This window comes from Caenimonas sp. SL110, assembly GCF_001044395.1.
In the GTDB taxonomy this organism is placed as follows: Bacteria; Pseudomonadota; Gammaproteobacteria; order Burkholderiales; family Burkholderiaceae_C; genus Ramlibacter.
The window spans coordinates 25,156-50,291 of the sequence record NZ_JANU01000008.1; the positions used below are offsets into that span (position 1 = coordinate 25,156).

Sequence of the window (25,136 nt, forward strand, 5' to 3'; positions counted from 1 at the left end):
TCGCTCTTGCAGTGGCCGCTCGCGCGGCTGAGAGGTTGGGTACCCCGCCGTTACTGCAAGCGGGCCGGTAAAGCGTGCCGATCATATTTGAAAACCAATGGATTACTCATGGACGTCGCTGACGCCATAGTTCCCAGAGGTGTGCAACCCATCTACTTCCGAGCGGTACTAGGTTAGTTGCTACGGTTTAATCTCTGCGTTTAGAAGTTATTGACATGCTCCCAATTGCCGTACCGGCTGAATTGAACAATTCATAGCCAGCCACACCTCAAGGCAAATGTTGATAAAACTCGCGGTTCTCCCAGTCATCGCTGTAGGCCGCAATCACCTTTTCAGACGGCGCACCCGTTGCAATGGCATCAGGCATAGCTAGGAGCTGTGCATCCATCCATTGGCGAACATTCGGCCACCGAAGCCTGTGCATCAGGTAGGCAATCGGCTCATCACTCACTTTGTGATCTCTGAAGAGAGTTATCAACAAATCTTCGAACTGAGGCTGTAGTTGTGGAGCACTCGCCATGAGTGCAAGAACGCGCAAATAATTTGGCTCGGCCAGTTCGAATGAGAAATCTGTATTCAGCACATTCTCTGCGCGCAGCAACTCGTCTCTTACTTGTGTGATCAATTCAGCGGAATCCATCTTCCTCCCCTTGTCATTACACGTGCAAAGGGATCGCGAGATGGTCCAAGCCCGCAGGCGCTCAAGGGGCTCAGTAATCGGTTTAGATTCATCTCGAAGTGGCCCCCACGAGATCCAGAATCCTGTCCCTATCAGCATCTCTGAACACAGCGACTATCTCGTGCGGCTCATCGGTTCGCCAGTCAGCAATCGCGTCTCGCAAAACTTCGAGGTACACGGTCAGCTCCGCGTCCGGCAATCTGGGCAGATCGCTATGGACAATGCATATCTCTCTCTCGGCAATCCATGCTAAATCTCGCAAGCAATCGAAAAGCGCGTTCCAGTTATTTCCGAAGTAATCGGGAAATTTAAGCTCCTCGGCCAAAGCCTTGAGAAGCTCCTGCGCCGACTGGATGCCGGACGGCAAAGTTGCGATCAATCTTCCATCCGAAGGGACAGGTGTCGAAGCCGGCATAAAAATGAAGTTTCGTAGGATCTGCATTCGTCCGCTGATTCAAACTGAGGCCTGCAGAGGCAGGCTTGTAAAACATCTCTCCTCTGCGCCAGTCGTCCAGTCTGAACGCACGCTCGTTGGACGCGCTACATGGCTTGACATCACGCCTGATCGCGATCAACCCGCCCTTGGCTCCAGTTTCGGCAGCGAAAGACCCGATGGCGGTCACCTCGCGTGCGCCAGTCGCAGTTCTCTCAACTAACCTACAAACCTAACGCGAGCAATCTATCAAGTGTTCCTCGGACCTCGTCTAATGGCATGGCAACGTACCGCGCCAACTCGCTTTCGTGCCCGTGCGGATAGCCGAGAAGATTGTTGAGTGAGCCGACAACTGCACAGCCAACGTCATCCTCAGACATCGCCCCAGCGGGCCACTCATTCAGAACGGCGCGAACCAATCCACGGTTCACTCCGAAGAGAGCTTCGAATTCCCACTCTGGAAAGAACGGCCCGTCAACCGCCGCCTGGAGACATTGCTTGACAGTCTCGATGTCGGCTTGCGACAGCGTTTGACTTAAATTGAACATTGAGATTTCCGGATTTCGCTCAGGTCATGCCTATTACGGCGAAATGATCACGGTCGCCCTAGTGGGAAACCGCTTCGCGGCGTCAATGAATGTGTCCCGGAGAACTTCAGCGCTTTGCCCGAATCGCGCGCGACTTGAGTTAAACGAGGCCCAAGTCACCTCTACCGACTGCTGCGAATACAGCAGGTCTGTCAGGCTGTCCCAAAGTGCGTCCGCGTTGCCACCGTAGTAGTCGGGAAAATTGAGTCGCTCTTGGATCCAGCGATGAAGTTCATCGATTGAATCAAATCTATCGCCGTCGATCGCCAGGAGGATAGGTTTATCAGTCATCATTTCACTTCGACCAGCCACGTCGTACTACCCCGATCGACCTTCGTTGGCTGTGTCGATGCCTTGATGACACATTTCATCAGCCACCTCGACCAAGTGGTCAATGACTAAGATGGTCTCGGCTTTGTATACCTGGTTCCACTTATCAAGCCACTCCTTGGGGCGACCGTCTGCCTCCCAGTCCGCCAACGCGGTCGCGTTCACGATTTCCAACTCAAACCATGCGGCTCTGTAGTTTCTAAGAGCCACTGTGTCAGTGCAATCGGAGAACAAGTGCTCCGTGAATCTGGTGAAGTCTGCAACCGCAAAGATGCTGTCGCTCGCCGAGTTTGCAATTCGATGTAGTTCCTGCAAGTTCATATCACCTCCCTCCGTGCATGACGGTAATCACTTTACCTTGAGCATTGAGTACCACGGTTACATTGTTAATTGGATCGAAGTGGACGCTTGTTCCGAAACGCGACGCAGTTGCTGTGAGTAGCTCACCGACTTTTCGGTGCGGGTGCAATTGAGGCGATCGCACCGTCCGGAAACGGCAAAACCTTCGTCATGCGGATCAAGTTTGACAATGACGAGACGAAGGACATTCATGGTCCGGGCGGCGTCATTCGTCCCGAAGGGATGGCGAGCATCTGATGGTCGACACTATGTGTCCAACATGTCCCAGTCATCCCCAAGTGCCCAGCGTAGTGCGGACAGCTTGCCGTTAATCATTCCCCACTCAAAGTCGTCCCAAGGGCCGATGTTTCCCATTCCGAGTTGACGTTCCGTTCTCACACGCGCAGCGACAGCCCGCCTCCAAACGGTGTCAATTGTGGTGTTCTGATAGTCCTTGTTGCGCTCCCACTCTTGCGGACTAACGATCCTGTGTTCCCCTCTCTTGATTCGGTGGTCAACGTTCAGGTGCCTGTTGTACCAAACCTGTCTCCAGAGCAGTTCAAGTGCATCCTGAATCTCTTTTAGTCCGCGCGGTTCTTCATTGAACGTGTACTCCCACAGGAGTTGTCGCGTGACGTTGGGAGCAACGCGGTTCACTAGGTCACCGAGCTGTATGAAGTAAAGCGACTTGATCTTCGTGAAGCTGGACGCGAGATCGGGATGAGGAAGCTTTTGATTGTTGTGGGCGCTGAAGTCGTTCTTGTTGTGCGTAACGAATGCGAACCGCTCGCGCGCACCACCGCGCTCGACGCACATTCTGTAGGTCTCAATGATGATTGCGTCTGCTATCGAATTCTTGTTCTCGTGGTGACATGGCCCTTGCCGCTGGAGCGCCCTCTCGGCAGCTCGCATCTTCGCTTCACTTGCTGTCTCAAGAACCCCCGCTCGATCAAGAATCTTTGCGATGGAATCCAACGTTGCTGCGGCTGCGCCACCTATCAATGGCAGCTTGTGGTTCACGTCATCCAGCTGAGTCAAGAGCTGCTTCTTCGCTACGGAGTCAGTGCCGACCTTTTTGATCGCCTCTTTAACCTGCTGAAAGTGGGTTGCAAGGCCTTTGGCGCTTGTCTTTTCGATGCGTTCTCTGTTCTTGTGAAACTCGTCGTGGACAACTCGCGGCACGATGAGTTTCAGCGCACCGTTGTCGATGAAATCTTCCAAAACGCGCAGCAAGGGAGCCTGCTTGCTGTCAGCAGCTAGATCGAGCCAAACGCTAGTGTCGATCAGTACATGGAACATGAAGGCCTCCTGAGGGGAATGCTAACCCGCGTCTGATACCCTTCCATTTCCGCACAGGAGGGGACCATGCACGTAACACCTTTCAGAGCCTCGACCAAGTATGCAGACTTCAAGGGCACGTCCAGCATGGACGAAAGCGACAAGACCGGCCCGCGAGAGTTCTTAAAGTCCAAGGACCTTCTGCCAGAGGGCGAGTTCCTGCTTGGAATCGACGTTGACACCATGGAGCTACACGGCAAATACAAAGATCCTCTCTCGGTCACGTTCTATTTTGCGCAGCCCGGCGACCACGACAACGTGAAAGCAATGATCGAGGCCAGCAAAGGGCCGATCATGGTCCGTAGGGTTCAAGTGGACATCGAACTTACAGAATTCATGGCAATGTTCAAGCGCTTCTCCGTGGCTTTCTCGTCGCACGGCATGCTTGAAGGCCACGAAATCACGTACTTGGACTACTGATGCTTCGCCTCGCGTTCTTGTTTGGCGCGGTGCCCCCCGTGGCTGCGGTGGAAGCATCGAGCCCTACACGCTGTACCGCAACAGCGTCATGGACGCGAACATGCGCAGCCACGTAGGCTCATTCGACGGAGCGGACGGCGACAAGTACAACAACGAAAACTGCAACGTTGCAGCAAACCTGTTTCCCCCCGTTCTGCTCAGCCGCGATGCGGTTGTGCGATTGCTAACGCGCCGGTGCCTATACCCCCGACCGCCTGACAAGCATGTAGGCCGTCTGACGAGCCTTCTGGGGCATCGCTTTATTGATGCTGAAGCTTCTAAGTTCCGACTCCAATTTATCGACGGGAGCCTCGTTTGCACCGAGCCATTCAAGCGCTCTTTGGGGCCAGTATCCTGAGAATGACGTGTGAAACACGACCTTCAAGACCATTTCGAGAGGAAATGTTTCTGCAGCTTCTGCCAAGGTCGGAGTCAAGCCTTTCAGAAAGCTATAAAACTTGCGGGGATCCGCCTCAAGAACAGGGATCGCGAGGATACAAGTTTGCTCATTATTGAGTGGGCTGACTTTTCCCAAGGACTCTACTTGCCACTCATGGCGATCATTGATGCCGAGTCGCCGGCCATCCATTTCAACCAGCCACACATAGGGCTTAGAAACGTGGGGAGGAACCATAAAAGAAATTTGCATTACCAACTCCATGACCCGTGAATGACCGTGCCGCCAATTCGACCACTAAACCACTGTGGAACTGAGTCCGAATCTCAGCGGTCCAGTTCTGTCCGAAGTGGCCGCTATTTTCGGTGGTGATGAACGGACAGGTTGTCTGCGGCGCCCGTCTCCGGATTGCCTGAACAGCATCAATCCTTGGCACGTAGAAATTCAGCCAAGCGCGTACGGATCTGATCCAGCCATTGTCGATAGCTAACCCCTTCACACGCTGGATCAAAGGAGTTTCCCAAGGCAGAAAGCGTCCTCGGGATTTCTTCATCGCTCTGCTGCAATACCACTGCGAGTTCAGCCTGAACCTTTGGAACATCTTCCAAGGGCCATTCGGAAAGGTACCGATCAAGCACCCCGACCGAGGATGTGGCGTCGTCCGCCCAATCCTGATGAAAATATCCACCAATCAGCTCTTCAAGATTTGGAAACGTCGTGCTCATGGTGTGGGAAATCCGGTGTGAATTCGATAGCCAGTTTGCAGATTAACGTCCCGGCGAAGAATCAATCGCAAGCTACTTAAATCTACCGCTGCGGACTCTCCCCGAAGGGCGGCAATTCCTACGGATTCGGAAAGCGAATAGCTTAGCCTGATCTGCGGCCTGTTGCTAAGCAGCCATGCGGCTATTTCTGCTTGCTGTGCTTGGAGTGCCGCACTTGCTGCTGATTCGGCTATCGATCGGCTATAGAACGATGACGCCGCGTCAATGCCGGGTTCGCTGGCTAAGCGGTTAAACAACTGGGCCTCCGTCTGCCCAACATGCTTCAGCAACAGATGCCCACCAGCCGCCTCATGCGCGGCGAGCCCACCGCCCGGCACGATCGGACTGAAAGCCAGACCTTCTGCAGCTTCGCCACCAAGCTTGAATCCGGTGCTGCCCATAATGCCCGCAACACCCGCTTTAGCGAACGCAAACTCGCCCAGCGACACGGCAGTTAAACCGATGGTGCCCACTCCCCGCATCCCATACATAGCCGACGTGAAATAGTCGCCCTCGCCGTAGGCTTGCCCCGCTGCGCGGAGGTCACCCGCGCCCGTCAATCCGTCATAGACCAATCCCAGTCCGGACCGCACAGTTCCGCCGAGGGAGTATGAGAAGGGCTTGTCTCCTTCCAGCACGCTCCAGTCCGTACCGCTGCTTTGGAAGCCTCGCGCGAAATTGATCGAGGCATCGTCGTCGCGGTTCTCTCCGCCAGGCTCAAGCACGATTTCGACACGGTACGTTCCATCGGCTTGGCGCAATGAATCGACGGACCCGGGATCGTTGGCCAGGCGCAGCATGCGCGCGATGTTTTCGTCACGATCACCTCCGGCTACAACATCGGCAGGGTAGGTCACGTCGCTACCGGCCTGGCTGTATGCGTTCACCGCATTGACGAATGCAAGGGTTTGCGCGTTCGCGTCGATGGGTGTCATCGTGTCCGGCAGCGAAGTCCCCGCCGCACTGCTAAAACCATCACTGGCCCGATCCCCCTGATTCGTGTAGCTCGAATTGGTCGGGTCGTCGATGATGTCTCGTACGGCGAGCTCGGTCGGCGGCGGCTGGCCCTGCGCGAAGTTGTCGCCGTTGTAGTAGATGACCGTATGGCCTGTGGTCACAGAGAACGTGTCCTGCCCCGTCGGGTTGTACGTGTTCTCAGCGACATTCGGCAGGTCGGAACCGTAGTCCCCCTGGGGAAGGCTGTCTGTGTCCTGCCCGCCTCCCCACTCCCCCATGTTCGCCTCAATCGCCGCATCAACCCCCGCGAAGTCGCCCATGTCGAAGCTCCCCCCGCCATCCATCGTCGTCGTGGAGTAAGACTGCTCGAACGCCAGCGGTCCCGTTGGATTGCTGGGCGACCACAACCCCTGCACCGCCGTCACCCCATTGCGCACCCGCGTCGCAGGTCTCGTATCCCCCACCATCGTGCCCGCCTCGTAGGGTGCGAAGTCGTGCTCGCCATTGCCCGATGTCACCACGGTCGGGATCGTGATCGTCTGGCCCACGCGCAGATCCGCATCACCGCGCACCCCGTTCGCCTTTGCAATCTGCGCCCACTTTCTCGCGTCGCCGTACGCGCTTTGCGCCAATCCTCTCAACGTGTCGCCGGTTCTCACCGTGTAGGTGCCCGGTGTCGCTCCCGGATACGTCGCCGAGATCGTGCGGTAGCCCAGCGCGAAGTCGGCGATGTCATTGTTGAAGGTCGGCGTGATGTTCTTGCCCGTTGCCTGTACATCGACCATCGCCGAGCCGTAGCTGCCCAGCACTTCGCTGTTGATGATCAGTTGGCGCTTGATGTGGTCGCCCTGCACGGTCGCCACCGTCATGCCCGCTGCGTCGTTGATGTACTTGCGGTCCATCGCGCTTTGCGCGCGGTCGCTGATCCAGATCAGCTGGCCGTTGGCGTCGTAGCCGCTTGCCGTCGCGTTGCTCGATGCGCCGCTGGCTGTGACTTGAGACAGCCGGTAGCCTTCCAACTCCACGAAGCTGTTGGTGTAGGTGGTGGTCTGCGGTGTGGCTGCCGTGTCGTCGATGTAGCGGTACACCTTCAGGTTGCCTGCGCTGTCGTACGCATCGAACACCACGCGGTGGTGATTGATGTCTCCGCCTTGCGCGTTGGTGGCGAGGGTTTGCTGCTCTTGCAGCTGGCCGCGGTTGTTGTACTGGTTGAGGGTGCGTTCGCCCGTGCCCGGTCTTGCTGCTGCCAGGTAGGCGGCGGACAGGTTCTCTGCACCGCCAGAGAGCACCACGCGTCCGGCTGCGTCGTACAGGCGGCGGTCGACCTGCATGCCGTCTCGCTCGACCGAGATCAGGTGGTTGTTGCCGTCGTAGCGGTAGTTCTCCTTGACCAGGCCCGCGTTCGATGTGTAGGCGCTGGAGTATCCGGTGACCAGGTTGTTGGTCTTGTCGTAGGCCAGCGTGCCGGAGGGGTTCACGACCTTCACGCCGTAATAACTGTCGCTCGTACGGTTGCCGTTCTTGTCGTAGGTCAGGGTGTGGCCCTGGTCGATTCCTATGGTGCCCGCTGCATCGATCGCATCCACCGCCAGTTGCCGGTTCATCGCGTCGTAGGTGAAGTAGCGGTCCGCGTCGTTGCTGTATTCATCCAGGCCATAGGTGTTGATGACGTGCGTGGTCACGCGCGTGCGGTTGCCTGCCGCGTCGTACCACATGTTCACCGCCGCCCGGCTGTCGCCGACCCAGCGCAGGCGGCCCAGGTTGTCATAGCCCATGTGGTTGTCTTGCAGCACGATGCCGTTTTGCACCAGCTCCTCGCTGATTTTCTGGCCGCCCAGGTTGTAGGTGTAGGTGGTGGTCTTGGTGTTGGCGACCAGCGTCGAGGGGTTGCCTGCGGTGGGCTGTGTGCGTACCTGCGCGCTGTCCACGATCTTGAGCAACTGGCCTGCTGCGTCGTAGCTGTAGGCCAGGTTTTGGCCCCGGGTGTTGGTCTGGGTCTTGAGTTGCCCGGCCTTGTCGTAGCTGTAGGTGTAGCTGGCCCCGCCGATGTCGGTGTGGCCCACGCCGGTGCCTGCGGCGTACCGCCCGAAGGCGTCGTAGGTCCAGGTGGCGAGCTTGTTGCCCGAGTCCTGTTCGGCTGCGACGCGGTTGTGCGTGTCGTAGGTGTTGAGGGTTTTGTTGCCGTCGGCCAGCGTGGTGCTGGTGACGTTGCCGCGCAGGTCGTAGCCGTATTGGATCGTTTCGCCGGCTGCGTTGGTCTGGCTGGTCTTGCGGCCCGCCGCGTCCCAGGTGGTGCTTTCCGATAACGTGGCCCTGTCTGTTCGCGCGTCCAGCGTGAGGGTGTCGCCGCTGCGCGTGACGCCATACACCGAGTAGCTCGCGCCTTGCGCCTGTGTGTGCGTGACCCGGGTCTGGTGGCCCGCCTTGTCGTACGCGAAGCTGTCGGTGTTGCCTTCGGCGTCGACTGTGACCGTGCGCTGGTTGAACACGTCGTATTTGTTGGTGACCACGCCGCCGTCGGCGTGTATCTCTTCGATCAGGTTGCCCTGCGTGTCGTAGCGCCAGCGGTTGACGTTCTGGTTCGCGTCCTTGACCAGGACCCGGCGGCCCATCTTGTCGTAGCCGTATTGCGTGATGAGGCTGCCCGGGCGCGTCTGGGTGAGTGCCCGGTTGTTGGCGTCGTAGGTGTAGCGGGTGGTCCAGTCCCAGCCGCTCGCGTCGTTGGTGCCTGCCGGGTCCGTCGTGCTCAGCAGGTTGCCCCAACGGTCGTAGGTTCGGTTAGTCACCGGCCTGAGCGCGATGGTGCCGCCTTCGGCGCTGGTCGCGGTTGCGAGCGAGCCGGTGGCAATCACCTTGGCCGTGCCACCGACGGGCGTTGCGCTGACCTTGTAGTTGTAGCGCGCCGGATCGAACGCGCGCAGGTCGATCTGGTAGCGGTCGCCGAATTCGTTCCACGGCATCACCGCGCCCGGTGTGCCTGGCACGATCGAATACCACTGGGGCACTGCGGCCTGCGTGTCCCATAACTGCACGTCGGTAATCACGGCTTCTGCCTGCCGCTGCACTTCGATCACCTTGCCGGTGTAAGCCGGGGGCTGCCGCAGGTTGCGCGCGGCCACCTCGACCCACAAGCCGTTGATGTCTTTCTTGAACACCGTCACGCTGTCCACGTGCGCGATGCTTCCGGTCTTGCCGTCGCCTTCGGGTGGCTCTACCGTCAGCGTGACACCGGCAGCAGCGTCTTGCGATGAATACATGTTCATCGCCGATGTGGGTGCGCCTTCGGCGTAGATGGGCGCGCCGTTGGCATCGGTGCCGGTGATGGTGCCCGGTGTGTAGTTGACGACGACCTTCACGTCGCCGTTGCCCAGGTTGGTGAGCGAGCTCCATTGCAGCGACACCGTGCTCACGCCCCATGTCCATCGCGATGTGGTGCTGTCCCATGTAGCGGCGCCCGCCGTGTACGAGCTGGCAACGTCGGTGCTGCGCACTGCGACATCGCTGTAGTCCGCGGATCGCTGCGCCTGTGTCTCCACGAGCACGCGGCCCAGTGCATCACGGCGATAGTCTTCGCGTCGCAGGTTGGTGTCGGCCACGGCCAGTGCTGCGGTGTAGGTCGCCCCGCTCAAGTCTTGCGTTCCGGCGCTCGTGAGTTGCGCGGTGCGCCGGCCCAGCTGGTCGTACAGGTAGATCTTGTACACACCGTCGCCCGCGTTCGTGCGCCAGAGCCTTCCTGCCTGGTCGTAGTCGTTGATCTCTTCGACCACACCGTTGGTGCCGCGACTGGTGACCTCGCCGAATGCGTTCCAGCTCGTGTCTGTCGCCACGACGCCCGCCGCGCCCTGCGTCACAGTGACGATGGAGCCCCCCGATACCTTGCTGCTGCTGGCCGGTTCGATGAGCCGCGTCATGCGGCCCAGCGCGTCGTAGGCATACGCCCTGAAGATCGTGCTGGTGCTGGCACCCGAGCCCAGCGACACCCATTCCTTGGCGATGTGTCCCCACACGTCGAATGACGCGTTGCGATAGGTGCCGTTGGCGTCCAGCGTGTAGGTCGCGTGGTCATGCGAGTCGTAGACCGCATAGCTGATGCGATCGTTCGCTGCGTCCACGATGGCCGTGGGGCTGCTTCCGGCAACGGACGACGCGCCCTTTGCGTACTGCGTTTGCACCACTGCGTTGCCGTATGCATCGCGGTCTATGGTGGTGAGCGGAACGATCGTGGTGCCGCCCGTCTCACCTGCACGGGCGGGCTGCGCAATCGCCACCACCCGGCTGAGTGCGTCGTACCAGGTGTAGGTGGTGCCTTCGGCGGTTGTGGTGGATACCGCGTTGCCGATCGCGTCGTAGGTGTAGGTGGTGCTGACATTGCCCACCGTCCCCAAGACGCCCGTGTCCTGGTTCGTCCAGGCCACGTTCATGCGTGTCTCGCCTGTCTTGCGATTGAGCGCGTCCCAGGTGTAGGTGGTGACGCGGTCGTTCACGGTGTCGGCAACCGGTGCGGGTTGCGCCGCCTGGGTGGCGCCGGTCACCGCCTTGGCAAACTCCTTGCGGCTGGCCAGGTTGCCCACGCCGTCATAGGTCCAGGTCGTGAGAAAGCCCCCCTTGTCCACGCTGGCGCTCAAGCGGCCCGCCTTGTCGAAGTAGCGAAACTCGTCGTAAGTGCTGCCTGCCTTGTTGCGGGTTCCAGAGATTTGCGTGACTTCGCCGAACGCGTTGTAGTAGCGCCTGGTCATGCTCGATCCGGTGTAGTACTGCGAGGCGGGGGCGGTCGGGGCGGCGAGCGGATCGAACGTATAGCGCGCGTGTTCTTCGACGATGTCCACCCGGCCCAGCTTGTCGTAGCTGGTCAGGGTGGTGCGGTCGCGGGTGCTGGAGACCACGGGCGCGAACGAGGTCGGCAATTGGGTCGGCGTGCCAATCACAGTGACTGCCGTCGCGTAACGGGTCTGCCCGGTGGCCTCGCCGAAGCTGTTGTACTTGTAGCCGGTGACGTATCGCATGGCATCGACTTCGTACTGCACCCGGCCCAGCTGGTCATAGGTCCGGTAAGAGATCCTGTCGCCGACATCCTTGCTGCCGGTGGCGTTGCCCAGTGCGTCGTACCAGGTCTCGGTGGTGAGTACCCGGGTGCTCTCGGAGCGCACCGCTGTTGCGCCCTGTCCGTTGGTTGCGAGCGCCGCATCGAGTTCAAAGCTGTACACGCCCACGGGTGGCAACGAGGTGCGGATTCGCCTGCCGAGCGCATCGTAGTCATAGGTCGTGAGCCGCGCATCGACGCGGCCTGCGCCTTCGTTGAATGAGATCAGGCGTCCCTGCCCGTCGTAGGCATAGGCGTTGGACAGGACCGTCGGCGCTGCGGTGTACACACCTCCCGCGAAGGTAGCGATGCGCGCCTCTGGCAACCGTTCTTCACGCAGGCGTCCTGCGGCGTCATAGGTGTAGGTCCAGTTGGCCCCCAGCTTGTTCTTGAAGCCGATCTTGTTACCCGCGCCATCCCAGGTGTAGCTCTCCACCCCGCCTGCCGCGTCGGTCACGCTCGCCAGCTTGCCCGAGCCGTGATAGCTGTAGGTGGTGATGCGATCGGTCGTGGTGGGGCTCTTGCCCTTGGTGATGACCACGCGGCCGAGTCCGTCGTAGAGCGATTCGACGGTGTGGCTGGTGCTGTCCGTGCTGCTCCTGCGCCGGTTCGCGCCGTCGAAGGTTTGCGTTACGGTTCTGTCGGCAGTGGACGAGAGCGCGAGCTTTGCCTTGATCTGCGCGACGGTTGCAGTCGTGCTCAGTGCAGTGAGGTTCGTGTTGGTGATGAGGTTGGCGTATTGCAGGGTGCTGGCGACATTGCCAGCGCCGTCATAGACGTTCTCTGTGACCGCGCCCCTGGCGTCGACGGTCAGTACCAGCCGGTTCGCCGCGTCGTACGCCATCCGCGTGATGCGGTCGTTGGCATGGCTGACCGGCGTGAAGCTTGCGACCGGTGCATTCAATACCGGCTTGGCCGATGCCAGCGTGTTGTACCGGATCTGCTGCGTGAGGTTGGAGTTCTTGTCGTACACCAGCCCCGTCACCGTGCCGAGCGAGTCGATAGCAAAGGTCTGGCGTCCCAGCGCGTCGTACACGAAGTTGGTGATTCGGTCGCGGCCAGGTGATGCAGGCATCGACGTGACGGACGAGCCCGGCGTCACCGCCGTGGCGTACTGCACGAGTTGGGTGACGTGGCCATCGCGGTCATAGATGCGGCGCGTGACACCGCCCACGCCATTGACGACCCAGGCGAGGCGGTTGTCGCTGTCGTATGCATAGGTGGTGATGGTGTCGTTGGCAGACGGCTCTGGAATCAAGGCGTTTTGGCCGTCGAATGAGGACCCGTCCACCGTGTGGGTGTATTCGGTGCGCTTGATGACATTGCCACTGGCGTCGTACTGCTGCGTGACGACTGCGCCTTCGCCGTTGATGGTGTAGGTGGCGCGGCCCAACGCGTCGTACAAGGTGCGGACCCTGAGGTCGCTGGAGTCGGCCACCGGCGTCACGAGCGTGCCCGGCGTCCATCCGGCAAGGCGCGTCACGTAGGTGCGATGCTCGACCATGTTGCCTGCGGCGTCCCACCAGAATCGCTGCGCATCGCCAACGCCGTTGACGGTTGCGGTGAGCCTTCCGGCCATGTCGTACGAACGATAGACAACCAGGTCACTGCTGTCGGGCGTGAGCTTGGCCATCAGCTGGTCGGTCGTGGTCGCCGCGCTCACTCCGGTGACGGACTTTGCATAGCGACGCGACTGCACGAGGCGGCCAGCCGCGTCGTACTTGCTGTACTCCACGTCGCCTGCGCCATTGACCGAATAGATCGGCTCGCCGAAGGCGTCGTAGAAGAAATATGTCGTGTTGCCCTTCGCATCCTTGACCGACTGCACCTGCCCGTCCCGGAGGTACTTGTAGTCCAGGCGAATGTCCTTGCCCGCGACCTTGATCGCCGCAACAGCCGTGGTCAGTGTGGTGGTGACGAGGCCACCTGCGAGGCCGGTGGTGCTGATGGCTGCCTGGTAGCGGATGTCGGCAAGCCGGTTGTCCAGCGCGTCGTAGTCGGCCTGACTGACGCCGCCTTGCGCGTCCACCGTGTAGGTGAGGCGGCTTTCCTTGTCGTAGAAGTAGAGCGTCTTGTTGCCGAGCGCATCGGTGCGGCTGATGCGCCTGCCTGCGAGGTCGTAGGCATAGGAGACCCCGTTGGCTTGCCAGACGGCGTCGATCTGGGTCTGGGTCATGCCCACGGTGATTTTGGCGAAGCCCTCCGCGGTGAGTTCTCGTGTCACACGTCCGAGCTCGTCGTAACGTCTTGCGAGCGAGGTCTTTGCCGAGGCGAGCCCCACCGAGGTCACGGTCTGCGTCCGGTTGCCGTAGAGGTCGTACGTGTGATTGGTGATGACGCCGAGCGCGTCGACTTCGGTGATGCTGCGGCCCAGGTCGTCGTAGCCACGCGATGTGATCTGGTCTTGCCCTGGCGTGCTCGCGGGGCGTACCGAGTCGATTGACGAGGCGCTCGTGTAGGCTGCCGTCACTGTCTTTGCGTAGCGCGTCGTACCGGTCTGTCGGCCCATCAGGTCATAGGTGAACTCGGTGAGTGCGCCGCGTGCGGCTATGGTTGCGGTGATCTGCCCCTTGCCATCGCGCAGGTGTGTGATGACCTCATCGCCACTACCCGAGGTGACGCCCGAGGTCACGCCCGAAAGCAAAGTTGCGAACGTGCCGGTCGCGCGAGCACCCGCATTGGTCTGCACTGCATAGCGCCGGGTCTGCGCAAGTTGCCCCGCCGCGTCGTAGATGAACTGCTGCAGAAAACCCGCGCCGTCGAGCGTGCCGATGAGCAGCTTGTCGGCGTCGTAGAAGTTGCGCGTGACCCGGTCATTGGCAAGGTCGGTCGGCAGCAGAATGGAAGCGGGCGATGGCGAGTTGCCAAGCGCGGTCATCTGCGCAGCGGTCAGCCGTGTTGCGTATTGCAGGGTCTTGACCAGCAGCGATGCGCCGTCGTAGCTGTACTCGGTGACCGCGCCCTCGGCATTGACTTCTTTAGCCAGGCGACCGGAGGCGTCATACGATTTCCACGAGCTCTTGTCAGTGGCCGGCGCCGGCGTCGGGCGGATGGCCGAGACCGGCGGCTTGAGCGCATTGCCCAGGCCATCGACAAGCATTGCAAGCGCAACCGGCGTCGTGTACTTGATCGTCCGCGACAGGCGATCGTCCGGGTCGTAGACGTACTCGGTCAGGGTTGCGTCGCCATCGACTTCGCCCGCGAGACGCCCTTGCCCGTCGTACAGCACGAATGTGCGAACACCCGTGGCGTCCGTGCGCATCACCAGCCGGTTGGCCGCGTCGTACGCATAGCGTGTCGTGCCCATGTCCGCTTGCGAAGGCGCGCTGTTCTGCACGCCCAGCAGGTTGCCGGCGCGGTCGTAGCTGTTGGTGGTGACAAGGCCATTTGCCAGCGTGACCGTGGTCTTGAGCCCCGTGTCGTCGTAACTGGTCAGCGTGATCTGGTTGAGCGTGTCGACCCGCTTGTATTCGCGCCCCAGGCCGTCGTAGAAAAAGTTCGTCTCTACCGTGCCCGACCCCAGGGCTGCGGGCTGGATCACTTTTGCGAGCTGGCCGTTGGCGTAGTAGATGTAGCTGGTCGTTGTCTTTCCGGTCGCATTGCCCAGGTGCGCCGAAGTCGAGCCTACGCTCGTGTAGGTCGTGGACGCCTTGAGCTGGCCACGCGCGTCGTAGCTCATGTCCGTGCGGTTGACGCTGCCTGCGGGCTGCGCGGCTGTCCATGCAGCCAGTGCCGCCTCAGTCAAGGTGCCGGAATAAGTGCTGGTGTCGTAGGTCAGCACAGCGCTTCGCTGGCCGACTGCATCGTATTGATATTCGGTGACCCTGCCCTGGGCGGTCACTGCAAAGCGCAACTGGGTGGGACGGCTCGCGTTGTAGAGGTACTTGCTGGTTGCCGGCTCGCCCGGTGTTGTGCCGGCGACGCGATACACCGTTTCCGTGTCGATGGTGTTGTTGGCGTTGTAGGTGCGCGCAGTCTTGTTGTTGGCCGAGTCAGTCGTCGACACCAGATTGCCACCGACATAGCCAAAGACAGTGACCTGCCCTGCGCCGTCGGTGGCTGTCTGCACATCGCCCGTCGAGTTGTAGGTGAAGCTGCGATCGACCGCGCCGCCGATGCTGACCTGGCCGAGTTGGCCCTGGGCGTCGTAAGTCAGGACGGTGGCGACGCCGGCAGGGTCGGTGATCGTCGTCTGCGTGGCTGCGTCGTACGAGATCGTTGTGGTGCGGTTGAGCGCGTCGGTGATGGCGGTCAACCGTCCCTGCGCGTCATAAGCGAACGTGACCGACGAGGTGTCGCTCTGCGTGATGCTGCGCAGGCGGGTGCTGGTGCCATCGTAGGTGTAGCTGGTGGTGTAGGTCTGCGCGTCGGCGGTGCTGTTGTCGGCAGGCGTGAGGTCAACGGTGACCTTGGTCAGGCGGCGATCCGGTGTGCTGGTGTCGTACTCGTACTGCACGCGCCGTGTGGTTGGACCGGCGGCAACCGACGTCCGGATGTCGGTCAGGTCACCGGCTGCGCTCCATGTGTAGGTGAGTGTTTCACCATTGGCACCGGTCACCGTCTGCAGCCGATTGGCGGCATCGTAGCCATAGCTGACCGTGTTTGCGTCGGCATCGGATGCGCTGACCAGTCTGCCGGTTGCGTCGTATCGCTCGATGGCACCGGTGGCCCCGTCGGTCCAGACATAGAGGCCCGCCGCCAGCTTCACCGAGTCAAACGCGCCCGCGCCGGCCGTCGTTGAATACCGCGCATTGGCGCTGTCCCATGTGTAGAGGGCCTGCGCCGCGTCCGCATCGGTGCGGGTGAGCGTGCCCGCGCCCCAGGTTGAAGGCGGGGCGATGCGCTCGCGCATGGCGCCCACGGCCCACGCATCCACCTTGCCCCCGACCATCTTTGCCTGGCTGTTGTAGGTGCGTACGGCGGTCAAGTCCAGGCCACGCGCCGCCAGATAGTCGTCCTGGTCCTGGACGATCAGGTTGCCGTTGGAGGCGTTGACATACACCTGCTCCCCGTTGCGGCCTGTGCGCGAATTGCCTTGCGAGCCATCCCGGCCGAGGGTTGCAAGCGAAGTGAGCGACAACCCGAGTGAGTTGCCTGTAACGACTGCTGCCATGTGGTTCGGTCCCTGTTCCTGATAAGTTTTGGTGAGCGGCGAGGGCAATCAGTCCCTCTCTTCATACTTATCGGCAGCAAATCGAACCTGTTTAGGCGCCATGCGCCATTTTTTGAAAAAAGCCTTGCAGTCCTTCGCCTACGCATGACGGCGCTTTGTCCTACGCCCACTACGGGGGTTTTCCCCAGTTTGCGGCCCCCATAGGCCCTAGGATGGGCCTTACCGGCTTTCCTTTGGAGCCGACAGCTACCAGGTCCCAGATCCATCATGAATTCGCCGAAACATGGCCGCGATTTGTCGGCGCTCGCCACCGACGCTGTTTCCTACACCACGTCTTCGCTGGCAAGGCACATGAACGAGTGCAAGCGTGCGCAGAGCCGCTGGTTCGGGATGCAGGCCAAGGCCGAGCTGGCCCACACACTGGTTTCTTCCCGTCTCGTGACCTGCGGCGCGTTGGTGGCTGTTGGCTGCCTTGCGCTGATCGCCATTGCCTGAAGGTGCAGGCGCAACAGCGCGCCTGCGCAACCTCAGCCCCTACGCCCGCGAATTTCTCAGCGCACCCGCAGAGTTTTGCGAACCGGCCGTGCGGGCCGAGCTGTTCGGGCGTCACCGTTTTGAAGAGCATGGCCGCAGCCTTGCGCAAGCACAGCCTGTATTGAAAGACGGCGCCGGTGGAGGCGCTTCGTTCTTTCCGCGCGTGGACGCGAACATCGCCGCCCTTCGCAGGGCGTACGACTATGTGGCAAGCACGGCCAAGACCGGCCACTACGTCACGCCTGCAGCTGAATGGCTGCTCGACAACTTTCACCTGGTCGAAGCACAGCTGCTGCAGATTCGCGAGGGCCTGCCGCGCCGCTATTACCAGAGCTTGCCCAAGCTCGCGGTCGAGCACCTGAAGGGCTTGCCGCGCGTCTATGGCATCTGCTGGGCTTATGTTGCGCACACCGACAGCGTCTTTAACGGCGAACTCTTCGGCGCCTACATCCAGGCCTACCAGGAGGTCAGCGAACTGCGCCTGTCGGAGCTGTGGGCGCTGCCCACCACGCTGCGTGTCGTCCTGCTGGAGAACCTGCGCCGCTCGGCCGACAGCATCGCCCACAGCAAGGTCGCGCGCGAACTCGCGCATGCGGTGTGGGACCAGGCTTCAGAATGGAACGAGCCGGAGCTTGAAGGCCTGTTGACAGCGATGGAGCAGCGCCACATCCAGCGCGCGTTTCTCACCCAGCTCTGGCAGCGCCTGCCGCCGGACGCGCCGCCCGACCAGCCCCTGGTGCGATGGCTCAATCGTCATTGCCCCGATGGCGCCGCGCTGGTTGCCGAGAGCCATGCGTCACAGGTGAACGCCAACCTCACGGTGAGCAACATCATCACGATGCTGCGCCTGATCGGGCAGGTCGACTGGGTGCGCACCATCGAGCCGCTCAGCCATTCGCTGCGCGAGTTGTCGCGCATTCCCAGCTACGCCGACGAGAGTGATGTCACGCGCACGCAGCTCACCCACGCGATGGAGCGGCTGGCCAAACGCAGCGGCCGCACCGAGCGTGAAGTCGCCGAGCGCGTCGTCACCGCCGTGAATGCGGCTCGCGATGTAGGCGTCAGCGACCCTGCTGTGCAGACGGCCGGCTGGCACCTGTTCGGCCCGGGGCGCGCCGAGCTCGAACAACAACTGGGTGTGACCGGATCGCTGCGAGCCGCCTGGCGTGGCCCGGGCAGGCTCACCTGGTATCTCTTTGCCATCGGCGCGGCGACGGCGCTGGTTCACTGGCTCGCAGCACATCACGTCAGGCAGGAAGACGCACTGGTGTGGGTGGCCCTGGCGCTTTTGCTGTTCCCGGCCTCGGAGGCGGCGGGCTCGCTGGTTCACAGGCTGCTGGCCGAGTCGCTCAAGATCCATGTGCTGGCCCGGCTGGCGTTTCCGGACGGAATCCCGCAGGCGCATCGAACACTGGTGGTGATGCCGTCGATGCTCGGCTCTGCGGCATCGATACGCGCGCTCGCTGCACGCCTGGAACTGCACTACCTGGCCAACCGCGAAGACCATGCGCAGTTTGCGTTGCTCACCGATGGGTCCGACGCGCCGCAGGCAAGCGGCCCCGGTGACGCGCAGCAGCTCGCGCTTGCAGTCAGCGAAGTGGCCAGGCTCAATGCGCGCCATCCGGCGGCTGCGGGGCAAGCGCCCCGATTCCTGGTGCTGCATCGCCCGCGGACCTGGAGCGAAACGCAGCAAACCTGGATGGGCTGGGAGCGCAAGCGCGGCAAGCTCGAACAACTGATACGCGGCCTTGCGACTGGCGACTTCAGTGGATTCGCTCCCCTGGACGCCGCCTTCGCGCTCAACCCGGGCATCCGCTATGTCGTGACACTCGACAGCGACACGGGCCTGCCGGTCGGAACGCTGCGCGAGCTCGTGTCCATCGCCGCCCATCCGCTGAACGCGCCTCGCCTGGATGCGATCAAGTCGCGCGTGATCGAAGGCCACGCCATCTTGCAGCCGCGCATCGTCACGCCCCTGCCGGACCACGCCGAGCGCACGCCCTATCACCTGCTCTTTGCGGGCCGGTGCGGCATCGACCCGTACAGCTCGGGCACGTCCGACGTGTACCAGGATCTCTTTGGCACCGGCTCTTTCATCGGCAAGGGCCTGCTCGATGTTCACGCGCTTCATGCCGTGCTCGATGCGCGCGTGCCGCAAGGGTCGATCCTGAGCCACGACCTGTTTGAAGGCACGGTGGCGCGATGCGCCTACGTCAGCGATGTGGCGTTGATCGAAGATCACCCCAGCCATGTCGGCGTGGCCGCGTCGCGCATCCATCGCTGGATTCGCGGCGACTGGCAACTGCTGCCGCTCATGGCCCGCACCCGGCTCTATGGCATCGATGCGCTGGGCTTCTGGAAGATGGCCGACAACCTGCGCCGTTCGCTGGTGGCGCCGACTGCTGTGGCGCTGGTGGCACTGGCGGTGTTTGGTCATGCCTTGCCGCTTTCGACCGTGTTGGTCGTGACCCTGGCGGCGTTGCTGGCCGGCCCCTTGATGGGCGCATCGGCGGGCCTGATCCCGACCCGGCGCGGCATTGTCTGGCGGCACTTTTTTCGGGTGGGTCTGGTCGAACTTGCCAAGGCGCTGGGCGCTGCGGCATGGCAATTCAGCCAGCTCGCGGCGAGTGCGCGCCTGAACGCCGATGCGGTCTTGCGTGCACTGTGGCGAATGACCGTCTCACGTCGCCAACTGCTCGAATGGACCACTGCCGAACAGGCACAGGCAGCGGCGCGGCTGGAGTTCCACGCGTTCCTGAAGCAGGAGCGCTGGACCAGCCTTGCCTGCGTGGTTGCGGCATTGGCAGCGATGAACAGCGCCTACCCGGTTGCAGGACCGCTGTTGTTCGGCCTGTGGGCGCTGGCACCCCTGGGCGCGTGGTGGGCGAGCCGTGCGCAACCGGCCAGAGCGCCGCTTGCAGAAGATGACCAACGCTTCCTGCTGGAGCTGGGACGCGACACCTGGACCTTCTTCGAGCGCTGCGTCACCGCAGAAGAAAATCACCTGCCACCCGACAACCTGCAGATGGTGCCGGAGCCGACGATCGCGTCTCGCACATCGCCGACCAACATCGGGCTGTATCTCACGTCTGCGTGTTGTGCGCGCGTGTTCGGCTGGATCAGCACCCGTGAGCTGGCCGAGCGGCTTGCACGCACGCTCACGACCATCGAAAGCCTGCCCAAACACGACGGTCACCTCTACAACTGGTACGACACCCGCAGCCTTGCGGTGCTGCAACCGGCGTATGTCTCCACGGTCGATAGCGGCAACCTCGCGGGCTTGCTCATCACCGTGGCGCAAGCCCTGCGCGCCGTCAGGGCCGACGATGGCGGCAGCGCCTACGACGGCGAGCTGGAGAGCCTTGCGCGCCGCTGCGATGCGCTGGCCGATGCGATGAACTTCCGCCCGCTCTACAACGCTCGCAGGCACCTGTTCCACATCGGCCTTCGCGTCGAGGAAAACGAACTCGACGCCGGTTACTACGACCTGCTGGCTTCCGAGTCGCGCCTGACAAGCCTGCTGGCGATTGCCAAGGGCGACGTGCCGCGCCAGCACTGGGGCGCGCTGGGCCGGCCGTTTCTCACCGTGGGGCTGCTGCCGGGCCTGCGGTCCTGGTCGGGCTCGATGTTCGAATACCTGATGCCGTCACTGGTGATGCCCGAGCCCGAACAGGGCCTGCTGAGCGTCTCGGCGCGCGCTGCCGTGCGCGAGCACCAGGCTTTCGGGGACGCCAATGGATTGCCCTGGGGCATCTCCGAATCGGCTTACTTTGCGCAGGACCATTCGCTGGCCTACCAATACGGCCCGTTCGGCGCGCCGCGGCTTGCCTTGCGACGCACGCCGCCCACCGACCGCGTGATCGCGCCGTATGCCACGCTGATGGCTGCGATGTTCGAGCCTGAAAGCGCCGTCGCCAATCTGCGCGAACTCGAAAAGCTCGGCGGCCGCGGTGAGTTGGGCATGTACGAGGCCATCGACTTCACCACGCAGCGCCAGGTCAAGGAAGGCGGCCACATGGTGGTGCAGACCTTCATGGCCCATCACCACGGCATGTCTATCGTCGCGCTGTGCAACCTGCTGTGCGACCAGGCGCCGCGCCGGTGGTTTGCATCCTGCGCGCAGGTGCGCGCGCACGAATCGCTGCTGCACGAGAACACGCCAAGGCAAGTGGCGCAGACACCCGATCCACGACCGCTGCCGCTGGCCCTTGCCGATGTGCGAACCGATGCGGTTCGCAGGCGTGAAGTCAGTGCGGTGACCGAACTTCACACACCCACGCAACTGCTGTCCAACGGCAAGTACAGCCTGATGCTGCGCGCCAATGGCGCGGGCGCGGCGAGGTGCAAGGGACAGGCCATCACGCGCTGGCGCGACGACCTGGCGCGCGATCCCCACGGCACGTTCTTCTATGTGCGTGAGCTGGACGGTGGGCAGCTGCCACCCTCATCACTCACACCGCTCACACCGCTCACATCGCTCACATCGCTCACGTCCACGCCCGCTCCCGGTGCGGGGTGGCGGTATCGCACGCGATTGCTGTCGGACCACGTCGAATACGAAGCGCGCAGCGCCACGCTGGCCAGCAGCATGACCGTGCTGGTCAGTCCCGAAGACGACACCGAAGTGCGCACGCTGGTGCTGACCAATCTCGGGCGCGAAGAGCTGCACCTCGAAGTGTTGACCTATGGCGAGGCGGTGCTCGCACCGCAGCGCGCCGACGAAGCGCACCCCGCGTTCTCGGGCATGTTCGTTCAGGCCAGCTGGAACCCGCAGTCGCGTGCATTGAGCCTGTGGCGGCGTCCGCGACTGGAGGGTGACTCGGTGATGGCCATCGCGCACGTACTGGCCCTGGTCGATGCCGAAGTCGATTCGGTCGGCTGCATGGCGGACAGGCGTCTGTTTGTCGGCCGCAATCGCGATCTGTCGCAGCCCGAAGTGACCGGCACGCCGTGGACGGCCGAAGGCCCGGTCGATACCGGACTGGACCCCATCGCCAGCATCCGGTTGACACTGCGCATCGCGCCGGGCGCAGTCGCGCGCCTGTGCTTCCTCACGCTGGCCGGCCCCAGCCTGGAAGACCTCGAACCACGCATCGACCGGTACTTGCAGCCCACGCAGGTGCAGCGCGCCATGCGCACCGCGTCCACGCTGGCGCAAGTGCGATTGCGCGACCTGGATATCGCACCCGACGTGATGAGTGCCCTGCAGGACATGACCACCGCTCTGGCCTACGCCGCGCCGCGGCCGAGCCGTGAAACCGGTCTGGTCGACCAGCGCGTGCTGTGGCGCCTGGGCATCTCGGGCGACAAGCCCATCGTGCTGGTGCGCATTCACCTGGCCAACGGCCTGCCGCTGGTGGACAGCCTGTTGCGCGCGCAATCGTGGTGGCAATTCGGCGGCCAGGGCGTGGACCTGGTGGTGCTCAACGGCGAGCCCAACGCGTACCTGATGCCACTGCAGCGCGACATCACTGCGCTGCGCGACCGGCTGGCCGACAAGACACAACACAGCGTCGGCCCGTACAACCCGGGTGCTGTTTTCCTGTTGCGCGACCAGGACATTTCCGGCGCAGAAAAAGCCACGCTCACCGCATTGGCGCGATTTGTTTTCAGCGCCGACGGCAGGCCGCTTGAAGTACAAGTCGCCACGTGGCTTGACGCGTGGGCGACGCAGGTGGCGGCAGCCCCGGCGCCGGTGCCGGCACCGGGGCGGCCAGCGCGCAAGTTGCCTGCAACGATTGACCGCGATGCCCAACCGGTGAGCGGAACCTTCGATGCGGCCAGCGGAGAATTCGTATTCGATCTGGCAGCCGGCCAGCGAACACCGCGCCCCTGGGTGAATGTCATCTCCAATCCATCGTTCGGTTTCCAGGTCTCCGAGGTCGGCAGCGGTTTCACCTGGTCGGGCAACAGCCGGTTGCACCAGGTCACACCGTGGTCGAACGACCCCGTGCGCGATACATCCAGCACGCACTGGTTGCTGGAAGATCGCGAAAGCGGCGAACGCCTGGCATTGACCAGCGGTCAGGGCCAGGCGGGCCCTGCGTGGCACCGCGTCAGGCACGGCCAGGGCTATACGGTGATCACTGCGCAGCTGGACGGACTCGCAACAGAGCTCACCTTCTTTGCCTCGCTCGATCATCCCGTGCAGATGGTGCGGCTTCGCATCTCCAACACCAGCACGACCACGCGCCGCCTGCGAGCGCTTGCCTGCGCCGAGTGGGAACTGGGCGACGGACTCACGCAACGGCGCACGATTCACACCTGGCGCGATGAAGCTGCGCCAGTACTCTACGCACAGCAAAGAGAGCAACGCGCCGGCTTTGGCGGGGGCACGGCGTTCCTGGCTGTGTCAGGTGACCGGCCTGTGCAGTGGACATGCGACCGCACAGAACTGTTCGATGCGGCCGGACGCCTTGCCGTACCGGCGCAGCTGATGCAGCGCAGCGGCATCGTCGATCCGGCAGCCGCCATCGCACGCGACATCGACCTGGCGCTCGGCCAACAGACCGAGATGACATTCGTCATCGGCCACACGCCAGACGCAGCCAGTGCAAGATCACTCGCGCTGGACTGGCGCAATCGCGAAGCCGAACGCGAGCTGGGCAAAGTGAAATCCTGGTGGTCCGGCCTGCTGGAAACCGTGCAGGTCTCCACCCCCGATCCGCTCTTTGACGCGATGGTCAATCGCTGGCTGCTGTACCAGACCGTGACCTGCCGCCTGTGGTCCAGGGCGGGCTTCTACCAGGCCGGCGGCGCCTTCGGCTATCGCGACCAGTTGCAGGACTCGATGGCGCTCGCGTGGGCCGACCCCGCCCGGCTGCGCTCGCAGATCCTGCTCAATGCATCGCGGCAATTTCCGGAGGGCGACGTGCAGCACTGGTGGCATGCGCCGGGCGGCGAAGGTGTGCGAACGCATTTCTCCGACGACCTGTTGTGGTTGCCGTTTGCCGCCGCGCACTACCTGGAGACGACCGGCGATGCATCCCTGCTCGAGGAGAGCGTGGAGTTCATCGACGGCCCGCCGATTCCGCCCGGCGCTGAAGACGCCTACTACGCACCTTCGGCCAGCGGCCAGTTCGCCACGCTGTTCGAGCACGCTGCGCGAACCATCGACAAGAGCCTGGCGACCGGGCCGCACGGCCTGCCGCTGATGGGCACCGGCGACTGGAACGACGGCATGAATCGCGTCGGCCATGCGGGCCGGGGCGAGTCGGTGTGGCTGGGCTGGTTCCTGTGTTCAGTGGTGGAAAAATTTGCGCCGATTGCACGCGCGCGCGGCGAAGCTGATCGCGCGCAAAAGTGGGAAGACGCTCGCCAGGGATGGATCACTGCCCTGCATGCCGACGGCTGGGATGGGCAGTGGTTCCGCCGCGCCTTCTTCGACAACGGCGCGCCACTGGGCTCGGCGGCCAACGAAGAATGCCGCATCGACCTGATCGCGCAAGCCTGGTCGGTGCTCTCGGGTGCGTCCACCCCCGAGTTCACAGGCCAGGCGATGGCATCGATGGACCGCGAGTTGCTGGACAGGGATGCCGGGCTGCTGCACCTGCTGCATCCACCGCTGCAACACTCGGCCAACAACCCCGGCTATATCCAGGCCTACCCCCCGGGCGTACGCGAGAACGGCGGCCAGTATTCGCACGCTGCGGTGTGGGCGCTGATGGCGCAGGCGCTGCATGGCGATGTTGAAGGCGCGTGGCGCAGCTTCGCATGGCTGAGTCCCGCGCATCGAAGCACCCATGAATCGCAAGCCGCGGTGTACGAGCTGGAGCCGTACGTGATGCCCGGCGATATCTACGGCTCACCGCCCTACACCGGGCGCGGTGGCTGGAGCTGGTACACGGGCTCGGCCGCGTGGCTCTACCGCGCCGCGACCGAGACGCTTCTGGGCATCACGGTGGAGGCGGGGCGCATCTCGGTTGCGCCACGCGTTCCGGCCGCGTGGGACCGTTTCGATGTGCAGTTGAATCTGGGCGGGCGCAAGTTGCGCGTCATGTGGCGAAGGCGCGCAACTCCCGAAGAATCGCGTACTGCGCACCTCACCGTGCGTGCCGGCGAGTGGCTGGATCTGCACGAAATTGCGCAAGAGGCGTTGATCGTGGTGACGGGTTGAACCGCATCGG

Annotated in this window: 12 protein-coding genes; 3 read left to right on the forward strand and 9 right to left on the reverse strand. The window is 62.5% G+C overall.

Annotated features, from left to right (window positions below):
* Nucleotides 1-268 precede the first annotated feature (268 nt).
* The 6 genes from AQ12_RS05780 to AQ12_RS05805 form a co-directional block, all read right to left on the reverse strand.
* Nucleotides 269-640, reverse strand: a complete 372-nt coding sequence (locus AQ12_RS05780) for a hypothetical protein (protein WP_048438931.1) — start codon at nucleotides 638-640, stop codon at nucleotides 269-271.
* A gap of 88 nt (nucleotides 641-728) precedes the next feature.
* Nucleotides 729-1,121: a barstar family protein gene (locus AQ12_RS05785; RefSeq protein WP_053076564.1), complete on the reverse strand. Its 393-nt coding sequence runs from the start codon at nucleotides 1,119-1,121 to the stop codon at nucleotides 729-731.
* A gap of 215 nt (nucleotides 1,122-1,336) precedes the next feature.
* The gene (locus tag AQ12_RS05790; RefSeq protein ID WP_053076565.1) at nucleotides 1,337-1,660 is read right to left on the reverse strand and encodes a hypothetical protein; all 324 of its coding nucleotides are present in this window, start codon (nucleotides 1,658-1,660) and stop codon (nucleotides 1,337-1,339) included.
* A gap of 33 nt (nucleotides 1,661-1,693) precedes the next feature.
* Nucleotides 1,694-1,993, reverse strand: a complete 300-nt coding sequence (locus AQ12_RS23510; protein WP_053076566.1) for a barstar family protein — start codon at nucleotides 1,991-1,993, stop codon at nucleotides 1,694-1,696.
* Nucleotides 1,994-2,017: 24 nt separating this feature from the next.
* Entirely contained in the window at nucleotides 2,018-2,350 is a 333-nt protein-coding gene (locus tag AQ12_RS05800; RefSeq protein ID WP_053076567.1) for a hypothetical protein, read from the reverse strand.
* Nucleotides 2,351-2,635: 285 nt separating this feature from the next.
* Nucleotides 2,636-3,667, reverse strand: a complete 1,032-nt coding sequence (locus AQ12_RS05805) for a PIN domain-containing protein (protein WP_048438932.1) — start codon at nucleotides 3,665-3,667, stop codon at nucleotides 2,636-2,638.
* Nucleotides 3,668-3,733: 66 nt separating this feature from the next.
* On the opposite strand from AQ12_RS05805, the gene AQ12_RS05810 reads away from it, so the two are divergent.
* Nucleotides 3,734-4,126: a hypothetical protein gene (locus AQ12_RS05810; protein WP_048438933.1), complete on the forward strand. Its 393-nt coding sequence runs from the start codon at nucleotides 3,734-3,736 to the stop codon at nucleotides 4,124-4,126.
* A gap of 238 nt (nucleotides 4,127-4,364) precedes the next feature.
* Here the strand turns inward: AQ12_RS05810 and AQ12_RS05815 are convergent, their stop codons facing one another.
* The 3 genes from AQ12_RS05815 to AQ12_RS05825 form a co-directional block, all read right to left on the reverse strand.
* Nucleotides 4,365-4,814 (reverse strand): hypothetical protein, encoded by a 450-nt coding sequence (locus AQ12_RS05815; protein ID WP_152682688.1) that lies wholly within the window; start codon nucleotides 4,812-4,814, stop codon nucleotides 4,365-4,367.
* Nucleotides 4,815-4,984: 170 nt separating this feature from the next.
* A complete protein-coding gene (locus AQ12_RS05820) occupies nucleotides 4,985-5,287 on the reverse strand; it encodes a contact-dependent growth inhibition system immunity protein (protein ID WP_048438935.1) in 303 nt (100 codons plus the stop codon).
* Nucleotides 5,284-16,476, reverse strand: a complete 11,193-nt coding sequence (locus tag AQ12_RS05825) for an RNase A-like domain-containing protein (RefSeq protein ID WP_048438936.1) — start codon at nucleotides 16,474-16,476, stop codon at nucleotides 5,284-5,286. Before AQ12_RS05825 ends, AQ12_RS05820 begins: the two co-directional genes overlap by 4 nt.
* Before the next feature lie 267 nt (nucleotides 16,477-16,743).
* On the opposite strand from AQ12_RS05825, the gene AQ12_RS05830 reads away from it, so the two are divergent.
* Both AQ12_RS05830 and AQ12_RS05835 read left to right on the forward strand, forming a co-directional pair.
* Nucleotides 16,744-16,971 carry a hypothetical protein gene (locus tag AQ12_RS05830; RefSeq protein WP_048438937.1) on the forward strand — a complete coding sequence of 76 codons (228 nt, stop codon included), beginning with the start codon at nucleotides 16,744-16,746 and terminating at the stop codon, nucleotides 16,969-16,971.
* The gene (locus AQ12_RS05835) at nucleotides 16,964-25,126 is read left to right on the forward strand and encodes a GH36-type glycosyl hydrolase domain-containing protein (protein ID WP_048438938.1); all 8,163 of its coding nucleotides are present in this window, start codon (nucleotides 16,964-16,966) and stop codon (nucleotides 25,124-25,126) included. Before AQ12_RS05830 ends, AQ12_RS05835 begins: the two co-directional genes overlap by 8 nt.
* The last annotated feature ends 10 nt before the right edge of the window (nucleotides 25,127-25,136 follow it).

Coding starts and splice junctions, on each gene's coding strand:
- AQ12_RS05780 (WP_048438931.1), bottom strand. CDS start 640: ATGGATTCCGCTGAATTGATCACACAAGTAAGAGACGAGTTGCTGCGC.
- AQ12_RS05785 (WP_053076564.1), bottom strand. CDS start 1,121: ATGCAGATCCTACGAAACTTCATTTTTATGCCGGCTTCGACACCTGTC.
- AQ12_RS05790 (WP_053076565.1), bottom strand. CDS start 1,660: ATGTTCAATTTAAGTCAAACGCTGTCGCAAGCCGACATCGAGACTGTC.
- AQ12_RS23510 (WP_053076566.1), bottom strand. CDS start 1,993: ATGATGACTGATAAACCTATCCTCCTGGCGATCGACGGCGATAGATTT.
- AQ12_RS05800 (WP_053076567.1), bottom strand. CDS start 2,350: ATGAACTTGCAGGAACTACATCGAATTGCAAACTCGGCGAGCGACAGC.
- AQ12_RS05805 (WP_048438932.1), bottom strand. CDS start 3,667: ATGTTCCATGTACTGATCGACACTAGCGTTTGGCTCGATCTAGCTGCT.
- AQ12_RS05810 (WP_048438933.1), top strand. CDS start 3,734: ATGCACGTAACACCTTTCAGAGCCTCGACCAAGTATGCAGACTTCAAG.
- AQ12_RS05815 (WP_152682688.1), bottom strand. CDS start 4,814: ATGCAAATTTCTTTTATGGTTCCTCCCCACGTTTCTAAGCCCTATGTG.
- AQ12_RS05820 (WP_048438935.1), bottom strand. CDS start 5,287: ATGAGCACGACGTTTCCAAATCTTGAAGAGCTGATTGGTGGATATTTT.
- AQ12_RS05825 (WP_048438936.1), bottom strand. CDS start 16,476: ATGGCAGCAGTCGTTACAGGCAACTCACTCGGGTTGTCGCTCACTTCG.
- AQ12_RS05830 (WP_048438937.1), top strand. CDS start 16,744: ATGAATTCGCCGAAACATGGCCGCGATTTGTCGGCGCTCGCCACCGAC.